General features: G+C 42.1%; 14 protein-coding genes. 11 read left to right on the forward strand and 3 right to left on the reverse strand.

Annotated features, from left to right (window positions below; translation table 11 throughout):
• Positions 1–16: 16 nt before the first annotated feature.
• The 3 genes from K245_RS0111250 to K245_RS0111260 are packed head-to-tail and all read right to left on the reverse strand — an operon-like array spanning position 17 to position 3,306.
• Positions 17–1,042 carry an NAD-dependent epimerase/dehydratase family protein gene (locus K245_RS0111250; protein ID WP_198013879.1) on the reverse strand — a complete coding sequence of 342 codons (1,026 nt, stop codon included), beginning with the start codon at positions 1,040–1,042 and terminating at the stop codon, positions 17–19.
• Positions 1,009–2,670, reverse strand: a complete 1,662-nt coding sequence (locus tag K245_RS0111255; RefSeq protein ID WP_027359370.1) for a fatty acid CoA ligase family protein — start codon at positions 2,668–2,670, stop codon at positions 1,009–1,011. Before K245_RS0111255 ends, K245_RS0111250 begins: the two co-directional genes overlap by 34 nt.
• Positions 2,671–2,676: 6 nt before the next feature.
• A complete protein-coding gene (locus K245_RS0111260; protein ID WP_027359371.1) occupies positions 2,677–3,306 on the reverse strand; it encodes a hypothetical protein in 630 nt (209 codons plus the stop codon).
• A 283-nt stretch (positions 3,307–3,589) separates the two neighbouring features.
• Here K245_RS0111260 and gspG point away from each other — a divergent pair, with 283 nt between their 5' ends.
• From gspG to K245_RS27260, 11 genes are all read left to right on the forward strand, one after another.
• Positions 3,590–4,042 (forward strand): type II secretion system major pseudopilin GspG, encoded by a 453-nt coding sequence (gene gspG, locus K245_RS0111265; RefSeq protein WP_027359372.1) that lies wholly within the window; start codon positions 3,590–3,592, stop codon positions 4,040–4,042.
• A 168-nt stretch (positions 4,043–4,210) separates the two neighbouring features.
• A complete protein-coding gene (locus K245_RS0111270) occupies positions 4,211–4,702 on the forward strand; it encodes a type II secretion system protein (protein WP_027359373.1) in 492 nt (163 codons plus the stop codon).
• Positions 4,703–5,089, forward strand: a complete 387-nt coding sequence (locus K245_RS0111275; protein WP_027359374.1) for a type IV pilus modification PilV family protein — start codon at positions 4,703–4,705, stop codon at positions 5,087–5,089.
• Between the two features lie 201 nt (positions 5,090–5,290).
• Positions 5,291–6,061 (forward strand): PulJ/GspJ family protein, encoded by a 771-nt coding sequence (locus K245_RS0111285; RefSeq protein ID WP_269545274.1) that lies wholly within the window; start codon positions 5,291–5,293, stop codon positions 6,059–6,061.
• Positions 6,033–7,181, forward strand: a complete 1,149-nt coding sequence (locus tag K245_RS0111290) for a type II secretion system minor pseudopilin (RefSeq protein ID WP_027359376.1) — start codon at positions 6,033–6,035, stop codon at positions 7,179–7,181. The genes K245_RS0111285 and K245_RS0111290 overlap by 29 nt, the downstream gene beginning before the upstream one ends.
• Before the next feature lie 246 nt (positions 7,182–7,427).
• Positions 7,428–8,885, forward strand: coding sequence for a GspL/Epsl periplasmic domain-containing protein (locus K245_RS0111300; RefSeq protein ID WP_027359377.1), 1,458 nt, complete (start codon positions 7,428–7,430; stop codon positions 8,883–8,885).
• Positions 8,885–9,394 (forward strand): type II secretion system protein GspM, encoded by a 510-nt coding sequence (gene gspM, locus K245_RS0111305; protein WP_027359378.1) that lies wholly within the window; start codon positions 8,885–8,887, stop codon positions 9,392–9,394. The genes K245_RS0111300 and gspM overlap by 1 nt, the downstream gene beginning before the upstream one ends.
• Positions 9,395–9,401: 7 nt before the next feature.
• On the forward strand, positions 9,402–10,253 hold the full coding sequence (gene gspN / locus K245_RS0111310; protein ID WP_027359379.1) for a type II secretion system protein GspN: 852 nt from the start codon (positions 9,402–9,404) through the stop codon (positions 10,251–10,253).
• Positions 10,254–10,266: 13 nt separating this feature from the next.
• The gene (gene gspC, locus K245_RS0111315; RefSeq protein ID WP_027359380.1) at positions 10,267–11,157 is read left to right on the forward strand and encodes a type II secretion system protein GspC; all 891 of its coding nucleotides are present in this window, start codon (positions 10,267–10,269) and stop codon (positions 11,155–11,157) included.
• A 217-nt stretch (positions 11,158–11,374) separates the two neighbouring features.
• Positions 11,375–13,693, forward strand: a complete 2,319-nt coding sequence (gene gspD / locus K245_RS24045; protein ID WP_051284051.1) for a type II secretion system secretin GspD — start codon at positions 11,375–11,377, stop codon at positions 13,691–13,693.
• A 495-nt stretch (positions 13,694–14,188) separates the two neighbouring features.
• On the forward strand, positions 14,189–14,404 hold a 216-nt coding region (locus tag K245_RS27260), incomplete at its 3' end, for a transposase (protein WP_027358070.1).

Consider the following 14,404-nt stretch of genomic DNA (forward strand, 5'->3'; position numbering starts at 1 on the left):
AGTTCAGGTTTGATAATTAATTGCGAACATTGTTTTTATCAAGCCAGTTTTTAAGTATTTTCAAGCCTTCTGTTGTGCTGATTTCAGGTGCATAACCGAGGTCGTTTTTTGCCCTTGAAATATTGAACCAGTGTGCCGTTGCAAGCTCTTCAGCCACAAACTTTGTCATCGGAGGTTCTTTTTTGATTTTAAAAAAACCGTAAACGCTTTCAAAAATAATACCCGCAGCCTTAACCACTGACGCAGGGGCAACTCTTGTTACAGGTTCTTTGCCACCAGCTGCAAGAATCGCATTGACCATATCCCATAATGGAATAGGTTCATCCTGACTTATGAAATAAACATTTCCAGACAAATCATGGTTTTCATCGAGTCTGTCAAAGGCAAGCATGTGAGCATGCGCTGCATTATCGACATAAATAGTGTCAACTAGCTTGTTTTCATTTCCAACTCTTGCAAGCCTTTTTGCCCTTGCAAGAATTCTCGGAACCAGATGATTGTCTTCAGGCCCCCAGATAAGATGGGGCCTAAGAGAAATTGATCTAAGCCCTTTTTTTGAAGCCTCAATCACAAGTTTTTCTGCAATGGCCTTTGTTTTCGGGTAATGGGCATGAAAACTATCAGGATAAGGAAGGCTTTCGTCTCCTCCTTCCACATCTGAACCATTGAAAACCACACTTGGGGAACTTGTATAAACAAGTCTCTGGATTTTATGAAAAAAGCAGGCTTCGATTATGTTTTCAGTACCTTTTACATTGGTATCAAAATATTCCTCGTAAGATCCCCAGACCCCTGCCTTGGCAGCGACATGGAAAACGCCGTCCATTCCTGAACAGACTTCCGTTACATGTTTTTTGTCAGATAGATCTCCCTGAACCTGTCTGACGCCCATTTTCTCAAGCTCAGGATAAAACCCCCTTGAAAAGCTGGTTACATTATACCCTCTGGAAACGAGTCTTTTTACTATTGCCTTGCCAAGAAAACCTGCGCCGCCTGTTACGAGAATATTCAGTTTTTCGTGCATGTCTGTTCCTCTGCCCATACTGAAAGCTTTTCCCTGAAAATTTTTGAGTTGTGCCTTATGTCAACCGGGAAATCATCGTGGAAAAGGATGGTTTTTATTGATTCCGTGAGCGGGTTTGAAGACCCTATTTCGAGCAGTTCATTTCTTATCTGCTCGGTTTTGGATGAGGCAACGCCTTTTTTGAGCTCAATGCATATGATTGGAATTTGCGCTCCTCTTGGCCCTGTTCCCACAAGAGCGCTTCTGAATACGGCAGGGTGATTGTTGAAAATAGCCTCGCATGGAATGGTGTAAAGGGTCTGGCTTATTGTCACGACCCTGTGGCTTTTTCTGCCGCAGAACCATATTCTTCCTGACGAATCCATCCAGCCGAGATCCCCCATTCTGTGCCAGAACGAATCGTGATCCTCAATCTTAGAGATTCTATCCGCATTGGGATTGTTGTGGTATGATTTTGTCACAACTTCTCCTTTGACTGTAATTTCGCCCACATCTCCCTGGGCAACCACAAGATCGTCAGACCAGTCTTCGATTGGGGCATCAGTAATTTTGATGATTCTTACATCCACATTTCCAATTGGTCTTCCGACGCACATGCCATAACCCTGTTCGCTGAGCATTCCTGTTTCGGAAAGTATTTCAGAACTGGATATGGCTATTATGGGAACAGCCTCGGTTGCTCCATATGGGGTGTATATTTCTGATTCCTCATTCAGCATCTTTTTGAATCTTGCAATATTTGACGGGTGAACAGGCGCTCCCGCCGAAACTACCCTTCGCATGGATGGAATTTTAATATCATGATCTTCTCCATATGTTCCTACTCTGTTTAAGAGAGCAGGGGAGGCGAACATGTTTGTTACTCCGTGATTGTTGATGGCTTCTATTATTTTTACAGGATTGACTTTGGCAGGTTTAGTCGGATCCATGTCAGGAATGACTGCGGTCATGCCGAGGGCCGGGTCAAAAAGAGCAAAAAGCGGAAATGTCGGCAGATCGACTTCATCGGGCCCTATTTCGAACATTGACTGGATCTGCTTGATCTGCGCTCCAAAAACTCCGTGTGTATATACTACGCCTTTTGCAGGGCCAGTGCTTCCTGTTGTGAAAAGGATGGCTGCGGTGTCATCTTTTCTTGTCTGGGTCATTACAGGTTCTGTATCAGGGATTCTGATGTCATTATAAGTCAGACCGCCCCAGAACCATTTCTTTCCGACTGTCACGGCCCTTCGAACTGTGCTGAAATATTTGGGGAAAACAGTTCTGAGGACATGGGCAAGGGGAATGCCTATGAACGCTTCTGGTCTGCTTTCCATCTGGCACTCCAGCATCCGTTTGAGTCCCATCCCAGGGTCAACAACAACAGGAACAGCCCCTGCCTTGAAAAGGGCGAATGTCAGAACAAAAAATTCAAGGCTCGGTCTGACCATCAGGATGGTTCTGACTCCCTTTGAAATGCCATTTTTTATAAGACCGGCTGCGACGGCGTCCGATTCCATGTCAAGCTGCCTGAAAGTAAAATGCGTATATGAGATTCTTCCGTATCTGTCCTTGGAATGCGGGTATATGACAGCTTTTTTAAATGGAAGTCTTGCTGCAGTTTCAGGAAGGTAAGAAGCAATATTGAATAAATCGTCTCTACTCATAATTAATTATTTCTTTTTTTTCTTGAAAAGTGATTTGATTTTTCCCATGAACCCCTTTGGTTCTTCTTCGGCATCTTCTGTTTTTTCAGGCTCAGAGCCTTTTATCTGGGCCAGAGAGTCTTTTGCAAGCTGCTCAAGATCAGGCTGTCTTTCCTTTGCATATTGACGCCCCTTTGACTCTTCAACAAGGGACATGACAAAAGCGGTCTCTATTTCTTTTTCTATTTTGCTTATAGCAGTCTGGGTGCTTTTTTTCAGCCTCTCGATGTTTTTTTTCTCGGATGTAGGGATCTTTTTCTGCTTTGGATACTTGGTTTCAATTTCTTCAAGCCTTTTTATTTCAGCATCCATGATGTCAACTTCATCATTGAGTTTTCCAAGCTCTACATAAAGGTTTGGAAGCACGTCAAATGTGAATTTTATCATCTCCTCAGGGATGGCCAGGTTTTTGTATTCTTTTTTTGAGTATTCTATCTGTTCTTTGCCTTTTTTAAGAAAAAAGAATGCTCCGGCGCCAATTGCAGCGCAAACGACAATAATCACGGCGATGATGATTATTTTTTTTATTTTGGCGGATCCGGTTTTGGCCGGATGGACTGCCTGGATTTCTTGTTTCGCTTTGTCTTTTTTTGACATGAAAGGCTTTCGAAAAAGGACAGTCCCGACAGGTCGGGACGTATTGGTTCTTAAATTGTAAAATTCATAATGGCGCCGATGATTTTTCAGGCGGTATTATGCTTTTTTATCGTGTCGCATGTCAAGTAGTGATAAAAGTGTAAAAAATCTTTTATATGCAAGCTGTTTCAAAAGAATCATAATTTCGTTAAGGATTCTGGCTTGGCTTGTAATAACCTGATAAATGCTGTAAATGATTATTGCTCTTGATGGGAATATATTTGCAATTTTATATGGAGTTTTTATGAATCAGACAAATTTTGTTTTTAAAGACGAAAAAGGCTTTTCATTTATAGAGCTTATGGTTGTTATTTTTATTCTTGCTCTTTTGACTGCAATTGCAGCGCCGCGCCTCATAGGAAGGACGGACGACGCAAAAATAACAAAGGCAAAGGTTGATATTTCAGGTTTTGAAACCGCCCTGAAATTATATAAGGTCGATAACGGAACCTATCCAAGCACAGAGCAGTCACTTGATGCTTTGATCACAAAACCTGAAATCCCGCCTGTTCCCTCAAAATGGAGGGAAGGAGGGTATATGGAAAAATCAAAGATAACCCCTGATCCCTGGGGACATGATTATATATATTTGAGCCCTGGATCCCACGGGCCATATGATATTCTCTGCTACGGAGCAGACGGTGTTCCCGGAGGAGAAGGCATTGATGCTGATATCAACAGCTGGGAGATTCAGTAGTAGGAGTCTTTAATTCAGCAATATTGCCTGTTTAAGATTTGGTCGGGTTACGAGCAAAGGGCGCTCTAACCCGACCTACTACGAATTGTTTTTTTTGCTAAAGAGGCCCTTTTGTAGACCTGCTAAATCTAATATTTTCATCATTATAGTCCGTAATGCCCAAGGATAATGCTTTTTAAAAGACAAAACTCAGAAAAGGGTTTCACATTCATAGAGTTGATGGCAGTTCTTGCCCTTCTCGGCCTTCTTTATTCCTTTGCCCTTCCATCTCTGAAAACCAGTTTTGAAAAGAGAAACACTGCCTTTGGCAGCTGGTTCATAGCAAATGCCAAAAACTTCAAGACATTATCAAAGGGCGGTGGTGCGGAGTTTTATATGTATATTGATCTTGATTCTGAGACCGTATGGACAGGGTCTGACAAGGGTGAAAAGAATAAGAATGCGAGGAAGCTTGAGGGTGATACCAATATAATATCCGTGGAATTCATTTCCGGTTTGAGGGTTGATTCCGGCGTTGTTAGAATTGCTTTTTTTAGGGGCGGATATTCGGACGGAGTCATCATTCACACAAACGAGGACGGGAAATCTTTATCTTACAGAATGGATCCTTTCCTTGACGATGTCCCGGTCATCAGCGGCCACGCATCATGGGAGGGCTGATTGAGAAATATTTCGGACAGGAAAGGGTTCACCTTCCTTGAAGTCATTGTCGCGGTTGCCATAATTTCCATTGTATTTACAGCTGCCCTTAAAATGGTTTCCCAGTCACTTGCCCTCAGATCTGTATCAAGATTTTATTCGGTTGCTCCTTACCTTGCTTCTGTGGCCGTGGAAAAACTCGATAAAGATGGTTACAGGGCAGGAATGTCAGGTGATTTCGGAGATGAGTTTTCGGGATGGAAATGGACAGCCAATATTACAAGAATGTCCGGTAATGAGACATATGTCTGGTTCGAAATGCTGTCAAAGATTGATTTAACTGTAAGATTTGTTCCTGATAATCTGGACTATCGTATTGTATTTTACAAAATGGTGCAGAATCAGTGAGTATAAAATGCCAGGGCTATTCACTATCCTCGGTATGTTTGGCTGGGCAGAAAACAAAGAATCAGAAAATAATGAAAATTTCATTTTTTAGGCATTTGCCATGATTATAAAGTTTTTGCGGAGCTTTTTTTAAAAAAGCGACCCGCCGGAGGCTCTTTCCCGCTGAAAATAAATTATAACCATAAAGAGTATTATCAGCCTATAAGAAGCGTTCAAGAGCTTGGGAGTGATAGGGGGTTTACCCTCATTGAGCTGCTTGTTTCAATTTTCATTTTTGCGCTTGTCATGTCCATGATTTACGGTGCTTACAGGACGGTACTTACAAGCGCTGAAACGGTAAAACACGGGGATCTGCCATATGAGCAGGGGAGAAGCGCCATCGAGAAGATATCCGAAGATCTTGATGGTCTTTATGTATCCCATGAAGCAGAATTCAATCTTCTGAAAAGAGAAGGCAAACCTGATCCTTATGCTGTGAAGCTCGAAAAAACCACGTATTCAGGCAAAAGTTTTTCTTCTTTAAAATTCGTGTCGTCTGCCCATGCCTCATTCTCGGATGAGGGCCAGGGCGTCCTGTCAGAAATAATTTTATATGTTTCCATGACAAGTGACGGCAGATATGAACTAAGACGGTCTGATAAAAGATTTCCTGATAATGGTTCTGGCTATTCGCCAAGAGATCCTGTTTTATGCAGAAATGTTACAAAATTTGAGATTGAGGCGATTGACTCAAGAGGCCTTGGACAAGACCAATTCGATTCAGAAACTGGATCAGGATATGGAGAGATTCCGGCTTTTTTTTCAGTTGCGCTTGAGTCGTCAACCGGGGAAGGAAAGGCTCTTTTTAAGGCATCTGTCCCTGTGAAGGTGCAGAGAATGAAAAATATCGCGCAGCCTGATAATATCGGAGGGAATGCGGTACAGGGCAGTACAACGGGAAAAAATGAAAAAAAAGAAACATCCAAACCTTAAAAATAACGAAAAAGGCATCGCTCTTGTCATAACGCTTGCAGTCGTTGCTGCCATTCTTTCTGCGGCCATATTCATCAATACCAAGGTCAGGCGTGATTTTGAAGCTGCCGCTGTTTCCAAGGAAAGGGGACAGATGCGAGCCATGACATCTTCGGGTATCAGTGCTGCCATGGCTCTGCTTATCAAGGACAGAAAGGATTCGAATATTGACACTCTTCAGGAGGATTGGGCAAACCCGGAATTTCTTGAAGGCGTGACCCAGGCTCTGGCTTTTGAAAAGGGCAGGGTAAGACTCAGAATTTCGGATGAAAAGGCAAAGATTCAGGTAAACGCCCTTGTTAATTATCCGGAGGCAAGGTATTTCAACGAGACCCAACAGGCATTCTGGATTCATTTTCTTGACCTTGCCATTAAAAGTGACCCTGATTCCCCGGAATCAACAAGACCGGAAAGTTTTATCGAGCCACTCAAAGACTGGCTGGATTCAGGAGATGACGAGGCCATAACAGGGACTGAAGGAGCTGAGGATGCATACTACAGATCTCTTGAGAATCCTTATCCCTGTAAGAACGGGAGACTTGCCTATGTTGACGAGATCTTTCTCGTAAAGAATCTTGGGAGGGAAAAATTGACGAAATCAGGGCTTTCTGATCCGTCCGAAATTTTTTCAGTCCATTGCGGTATCCCTGGGCAGAATAATGAGGGTTTGACCTTTGACGGAAAAATAAATATAAATACAGCTTCCCAGGTCGTGATAGCCGGAATTCTTCCTGAAGGCAAGGAAGGGCTTGCAGCCGAGATTGCCTCTTTCAGGAATGACAAGATAGAAGGCAGCTTTGTAAATGATCTTGAAAAAGCAAACTGGTACAAGAGCGTTCCTGGATGTGAAGATCTGACCATAAAGCCCGAATTGATAACACTTTCAAGCGATTTTTTCAGGATAGACGCAGCAGCAGAAATGGAAGGCGGACAGGGATTGTGCGAGAGCGTCATCGTGCAGAGAGTAAAAAACAATGATAAGCAGGGCTCAATTGAATGCCGCGTTCTGTCAAGATGGTTCAGCCATGACATGCCACTGTGGATTCACGGAGCCGCTAAACCAAAGAATGACGAGTCTTAAAACAGGCACAGATCCACATCTTTAAAAAAGTGAATATAGAATTGACAAGGCCGCAAAAAGTCCGATTTCGGTCATTCCGGCGCAGGCCGGAATCCAGAAGTGGCTGAAAATGCTGGATGCCAGATCAACTCCGGCATGACGCCTATGCCTTTTTCTGATTTTTTGATAGACAATCAATGATTATGGCTTTTGATCCTTTTATCTGACAATTTTTGCTTTAAGTTTTCTTTATGAGCTAACTGAATAATGACTTCTGAATATATAGGTATTGAAATCGGACGGCAGAGAATAGGGCTTGCTGTCATTGAAGCGGACAGAAACCATGTCGAGATAATTGAAGACAGGTTTCTGGATCTTGCTGATTCTTTTTCCATTGAGATTCTTGAGCAATCTCTTCCGGACCTTTTATCAGACGTTAAGCATGTTCCAAGACCTGTCATACTATCCATCTCACCCCTTATGGCCTCATTCAGACTGGTTGAGCTTCCATTTACATCAGAAAGCAAGATCCGTCAGGTGATTGATCTTGAAATGGAGACTCTTGTTCCGTTTCAGACAGAGAATATGCAGTCGTCCTTTGTAAGGCTTTTTTCCGGATCAGGAAAAGATTCATCTTCCGTTCTTGCGTGCTGCATTGACGGTGAATTTCTTGATGCTGTTACTGATTTATTCAAGAAATATGGCATGGAGATTGTCGCTTTGACTGTTTCCGGGTATGCATCAGCCGCGGCTTTTGCTTGCGGGGTGTCAGATTATTTTGGTGTCGGTTTTGGCATCAATTCGGCTAAAAGTCTTGTTTATGCTGATGCTTCCCCAGATTCCATAATAATTTCAATAATCAAATCAGGGGAAGTCGTTTTTGTAAGATCAGTTGCAATTAAAAAGGGAGGCATGCCTCTTCCTTCATTCATTTCCGAAGAGTCGTTTAGAACCGTCACATATTATTGTGATTACCATGATTCAGAATTTGAAGTTTCTGATTTTGTGTATTCAGTATCAGGGATGACTGACCCTGTATGGCTTGATGCCTCATGGACGGAAATGCTTGAACAGGCATTTTCTGTCCGGGGGCTTTCATGCAGGAAAATATGCTCCGAATCTCCCGCATATTTGAATATTTTGTCTGCGGTGTCTATCTATTCATCAGGAAAAGGGCTGCTTAATTTTGCAAGATCCGGTTTTTTCAAGGCAGGGGTTTTAAAAAGCCTGAGAAAAAGCTGGTCAGATACTTTTATTGTCGCCTGTCTTACTTTTTTTACGTCGTTTTTTTATCTTGGAGTGTCTGAATACTCGGCCTTTAAGACCCTTAACAGACTTGATGCAGAGACCAAGAGCATTTTCATGGAAACGTTTCCTGATACAAGAAAAATAGTTGATCCTTACCAGCAGATGTCCGTAAAAGTGAAGTCACTTATGCAAAATCAGGGCGCAGATTCTGATAAAGGGCTGATACTTGATATTTTAAAGGAAATATCCCTGAAAATAAAAACTGACATAGATATCACAGTGACGTCTGTTACTATACTCTCTGATGAAATTCAGCTGCATGGAGAGGCGACTTCCTTTGATCTGGCTGAAACAGCAAGAAAAGCACTTTCAGAGTCAAAACTATTTTCAGATGTGAAAGTTGATTCTGTCAATTCCGACAGCAAGACCGGCAAGGTTGTTTTTAAACTTAATCTTAAAAGGGGGCTTCAGACTTAATGACTGCTTTCTGGACAAGGCTTGCCAAAAGGGAAAAATATGCTGTTTCGGCAGCTGCCGGTGCTTTTTTGATTTTTATTTTCTGGGTCGCCATAATTTCACCATTTTTGAGTCACAGGGAAAAGACCGCCAAGGCAATAAAAGCCAAGTCAGGCATTGTAAGAGAGATGAGGGAACTTCAGGAAAAATACCGGACTCTTTCAGTAAAGGGCAATCAAGCCCCAATTACCGGAGAATCCATCTTCTCCTTTGTTGAGAAAACCGCAAGGGAGACCGGGCTCAAGGAAAGTCTTGCGTCTATCAATCCTTCTGAAATAAGTGATCCCCAGACCGGAAAGAAAAAATCGAGGGTGGATGTAAGATTTCAGTCCATTGATGCTAATCAGCTTGTTCTCTTTCTCCATAAAATTGAAACATCAGGGCAGGGAGTCATAGAAAATATTACGGTAACAAGATCAACAGGCGAAAAAGCCTTCCTTAATACAAACATGCTCATAGTCTCTAATTAGGAAAAAGATGTCAGGGATTTTCTATAAAATTAAACGTATTTGGCCTTATCTTGTTTATGCGTTGGCAGCGGTTCTTTTTTTTCTTGTTTTGTTTTTTCCTGACAGGATCGTATCTTCTTTTGTAACCCAGAAGTTCTCCGAAACTTTTCCCGGATCAGGACTTTCGGCAGAAAAGATAAAGATTAGTTTTCCTCCCGGAATCGAGCTTCTTAATCCTGTTTTTTCGATAAAGGGCATGGATGAAATAAATGCCGAACTTGTCCGAATAAGACCCTCCATTCTTTCCATCATCGGTATTTCAAAAAAAATCCATTCGGAGGTCACGGCTTTTGGCGGAAATTTGTCGATAGATGCGGGTTTCAAGGATTTAAAGAGTCTTGAAGCAGCTAAGGCAAGTATTAAAAAACTGGATCTTTCAAAGATGCCGAAGTCTGTTTTCAAGGGATATGATGTCAAAGGAATTGTTGACTCAGATATTCTTCTGCAATCAGGAGAAAAAGGCTTTGACGGTGAATTTTCCATTAATGTGGGCGGTGGCGGAATTTCTGTTCCATTTTTGTCCGGGCTTGATTTAAGCCCTGCCACTCTGGTTACGGATGGAGTAATAGCAGGTGGTGTGGCAGATATTAAAAAATGTGTTTTTACAGCCGGTGATTTTTCCGGTGATGCTATCGGGAAAATAAATATATCAAACAATATAGGCAAGTCAGGACTTAATCTGACTTTGAATATCAACCGGAAGGAAAGCAATCCCGATTCCACCCCAAACATGATGATTGACGCTGTTTTTAAATCAGGAAGCAAAAAAAAGATTGTTGTGACCGGAACGATCGACAATCCGAAATATTCATTTAACTGAAGAAATGCGAGCTATGAATCAAAGATTCATCAAAATAGGCCTGAACATAATATTTATAACACTGATGGCTTTTTTTTCAGTTCAGTCTTTCTACAGCCTTTTTGAAAGCCGTTTTTACGGTGATCAAGCCCCAAAAAACAGTAAGGCTGGAAATGCTTCTGGAAAGACCGCTGTAAAGGCCCCCAAAAAAATGGACTCATTGACTTCATACTCTGAGATAGGGAAGAGAAATTTTTTTAAGGCTGCTTCAAAGTCTAATACCGATAAAAAAATAGACGTTTCAAATCTTAAGGATACCGGGCTGAACCTGAAACTTTGGGGAACGGTCCATTCCACTGATGGTGATTCATGCGCAATAATTGAGGATTCATCATCCAAGAGCCAGCAGTTATACAAGACAGGAGACAAAATAAATAATTCTGTTGTAAAGATGATCTTAAGGGAAAAGGTTGTTCTGACCGTTGATGGCGCAGATGAAATCCTTCAGATGGAAAAAATTGATAAAAGCCCTGGCCCTTCAAAAGATACTGCTTCAGGAAGGCCGGGTATTCGGCTGGATATGCCGCCCAGATTAGGTGATGGAAAAGAAATCCCCATTGATCGGAAAGAAGTCGAGTCAGCCATGGGAGATGTCAACAACCTGATGCGCCAGATAAGCGTGAAGCCGCATATTACGGACGGGAAGCCGGACGGAATAGCTGTATCAAGCGTGCAGCCCAATTCCATCTTCAAGAAAGCAGGGCTCCAGAGCGGAGATGTCATTCTTTCCATTGATGGCAGAGAAATAAAAACATTTGAGGATGTCATGGGAATGTATGAATCCCTTAAAACATCGAGCCGTATTGAAATGCAGGTCAAAAGAGGCGATACACCAGTGTCGCTTGTGTACAATCTGAGTGAATAAAAATATGTAGTCCTCGCAAAAATGCACATAAAAAAGTAAGCGTCATGACGAACGTGACCCGGCATCTTTAGTATTAATAGATACTTCTGGATTCCGGCTCCCGGTTATAACAGGGACAGGCCCCTCCGGAATGACGGGAATCGGATTTTTGCGACTTTGTCAAATATACAGCAAATTTTTTCCATGCTTGAAATATTAAAGAAAGAGATGAATTCCAATGTATAAATTCTGCGGTGGGAATATAGGCAAAAGAGGAGCTTTTGCTTTTTTGATGAAAAAGTCATGTTTTTTTCTTTTAATAGTCCTGATTTCATCTTCGGTTTTCCTTGATAGAACTTCTTTTTCTGCGGATGAGAAGCAAATACAGGAAGAACCGTCCATTCCGCCTGAAGCTGTTGTGAATGAAGACCCTGATGCGGCAGGGCCTCCCGAAGCTGTCATGAATGATGAAGCAAAGGCAGTTCAGCCAACCCCGGCTCCGATTGAAAAAAGCTCGGGGCCTGGCACGGCTTCAGTAAAGGAAAGCAAAGGACAGCTGAAGCTTGATTTCAATAAGGCGGATATAAGGGTCTTTATTAAATACATTAGTGAACATACCGGTAAAAATTTTATAATAGATGAGAAAGTCAAAGGCTTTGTAACTGTTCATTCTCCCCAGCCAGTAACCAAGGATGAGGCTTACCAGGTTTTTGAATCCGTTCTTGAGGTTAATGGTTATACCACGGTGGATTATGGTGATTATCTGAAAATTATCCCTGTGAACGAAGCAAGGACCAAGAATGTCGAGACCCTTGTGGGGACATCCCAGAAAAATCCTGAAGACAAGGTCGTGACCCAGATAATTCCTCTCAAATATGCAAACCCCGAGGAGCTTAAAAGGGTTCTGGCTTCCCTTGTTTCAGGTGGCGCCAGCATGATTTCGTACCCACCCACAGGAACTTTGATCGTTACTGATGTTTCTTCAAATATCCAGAGAATCCTCAAGATAATAAATAATGTCGATGTTCCTGACGTTGGCCAGGAGATTAGCATAATTCCGCTTCAAAACGCTGAAGCCGGCAAGCTTGTAAAGACCCTTGATAATATTTTCAAGGATCCTAAAACAGCTAATCAACCACAAATAAAAAAACTTGGGGAATATTCTCCCCGTTTTGTGGCAGACGAGAGGGTTAATACGGTTATTGTCATGGCAAGTGAGATTGAGACCAAGAGGATCAGGAAGCTCATAAGCATGCTTGACAAGGAGGTGCCAAGAGGCGACGAAAAAGTGCATGTATATTATCTTGAACATGCCTCTTCAGAAGAGATGGCAAGGGTTCTCCAGTTCATGCCTTCATCATCAGGCAGCAGTTCTTCAGGAACTTCATCCTTCGGTTCAAGCGCAACTCCAACTGACGGCGAAGAGAAAAAAGAGCAGACTTTTAACAGACCCTCCACAAATTCTTCGGCTTCAGCATCAGGAGGCGGTTCTCCCATATCAAGAGATGTTAAGATAACTGCTGACAAATCCACAAACAGTCTGATTATAATGGCAGACAGGCAGGATTACGCGGTTCTTGAAGAAATCATCAAAAAGTTAGATATCCCGAGGGCAATGGTTCTCATCGAATGTCTGATCATGGAAGTGAGCGTAGAAAAGGAATTTTCGCTTGGAACCGAATGGATGGTCATGGGAGAAACATCCATAGACGGGAACAAGGTCGGTATAGGCGGCGGTTTCGGAGGAGCAGGGTATAATAATCTGACCAATACCGTGAAAACAGGCGTTCTGCCCCAGGGAACTTCCCTTGGTATTTTCAGCGAGGAATTTGTAAGCATAGGCGGCGTAAAGTTTCCGAATATAGCAGCAATCATCCAGGCCTATAAAAAGGACAGGGATGTTAATATTCTTTCTGCTCCACATGTGCTTGGCACTGATAATCAGGTTTCTGAAATACATGTGGGGAAAAACGTTCCTTACCAGACCAAGGTAACAACCCAGGGTGATCTTCCCTATGCAAACTACGAATACAAAAACGTTGGTATAACCTTAAAGATTGAGCCTCAGATAAGTAAGGACGGCAGGGTGAAAATGAAGATCTATCAGGAAGTCACAAAGCTTGATGAACTTTCCAAGTCTTCCACGATGGCAACTACTCCGACAACTTTTAAAAGAACAATTGATACCAATGTAATAGTTGAGGATAAGAATACTGTCGTAATCGGGGGGTTGATAGACAACAGTTTTTCTGAGACCGAATACAAGGTTCCTTGTCTTGGTGATATTCCCGGACTTGGCTGGCTCTTTAAAACCCTTGCAAGCGGCAATGAAAGAACCAATCTTTTCGTGTTCCTCACTCCGCATATTCTCAGGGATACCAAGGATGCAAAAGCCATTTATGACAGAAAGAAAAAATATATAAATAACGTCCAGGGAGGCAAAATTGAGATGTATCTTGATCCTGGCTTTGAAGAAGCAGCCGGAATGAAAGAGAAACTTTTTGAGAGCAAGAAAAAAGATCACCAAAAGATACTGGACAACAAAAAGGACGAGTAGCCGGATTTTTAAATTTTCGAGCGGATTATTTATGACAAGGTCGTAAAAAGTCCAAAAAAGGCGTCGGCGTCATGCCGACTTGATCTGGTTAAATGTCGAAATATGTAGAATAAATTGTTTTAAGTTTATTTTATTGGGTATCTTTTTGCAAAAAGATACCCAAACCCCTCAAAAACTTTATGTTTTTTTTATGATAACAGCCCATTATTTATATCATTGAAAGTTTTTGCCGAGCTTTTTCCAAAAAGCGACCCGCCGGAGTCAGCTTTTTAGATTTGAATATCAAAAGGTTATTGTATATATCCTTCTCCTCACTTAAAGGGGAACAGAACTTTTGTTTTTTTAAGCACATAATCATAAAGTTTTTGCGGAGCTTTTTTCAAAAAGCGAACCGCCTGAGGCATAACTACATTATTTTATTTGATTACCATTTTTACTCCGCCATGCTTATCTTAAGGCATGTGAAAGATTATCCAGATATGATGGAGGTGTAGCATGGCAAAAAATATGATCCAATTTCAAAAAGGAAAGAGTATTCACGAATTCCTGTCCGAATATGGGACCGAAGATAAGTGCCAAGACTCATTATTCAGACTTAGATGGCCGCATGGTTTTAGTTGTCCGAATTGCGGCGGTTCGAAATTTTGCGAGCTCAAATCAAGAGATCTGTACCAATGCCACAAGTGTCACCATCAGGCGTCGGTAAAGGCC

This window comes from Desulforegula conservatrix Mb1Pa (assembly GCF_000426225.1).
Taxonomy (GTDB): domain Bacteria; phylum Desulfobacterota; class Desulfobacteria; order Desulfobacterales; family Desulforegulaceae; genus Desulforegula; species Desulforegula conservatrix.

Bases quoted from the DNA above. Each gene is read 5' to 3' on its own strand.
- gspG (WP_027359372.1), top strand. From the start codon at position 3,590: ATGAATCAGACAAATTTTGTTTTTAAAGACGAAAAAGGCTTTTCATTT.
- K245_RS0111270 (WP_027359373.1), top strand. From the start codon at position 4,211: ATGCTTTTTAAAAGACAAAACTCAGAAAAGGGTTTCACATTCATAGAG.
- K245_RS0111250 (WP_198013879.1), bottom strand. From the start codon at position 1,042: ATGGGCAGAGGAACAGACATGCACGAAAAACTGAATATTCTCGTAACA.
- gspM (WP_027359378.1), top strand. From the start codon at position 8,885: ATGACTGCTTTCTGGACAAGGCTTGCCAAAAGGGAAAAATATGCTGTT.
- gspC (WP_027359380.1), top strand. From the start codon at position 10,267: ATGAATCAAAGATTCATCAAAATAGGCCTGAACATAATATTTATAACA.
- K245_RS0111260 (WP_027359371.1), bottom strand. From the start codon at position 3,306: ATGTCAAAAAAAGACAAAGCGAAACAAGAAATCCAGGCAGTCCATCCG.
- K245_RS0111290 (WP_027359376.1), top strand. From the start codon at position 6,033: ATGAAAAAAAAGAAACATCCAAACCTTAAAAATAACGAAAAAGGCATC.
- gspD (WP_051284051.1), top strand. From the start codon at position 11,375: ATGTATAAATTCTGCGGTGGGAATATAGGCAAAAGAGGAGCTTTTGCT.
- gspN (WP_027359379.1), top strand. From the start codon at position 9,402: ATGTCAGGGATTTTCTATAAAATTAAACGTATTTGGCCTTATCTTGTT.
- K245_RS0111300 (WP_027359377.1), top strand. From the start codon at position 7,428: ATGACTTCTGAATATATAGGTATTGAAATCGGACGGCAGAGAATAGGG.
- K245_RS0111255 (WP_027359370.1), bottom strand. From the start codon at position 2,670: ATGAGTAGAGACGATTTATTCAATATTGCTTCTTACCTTCCTGAAACT.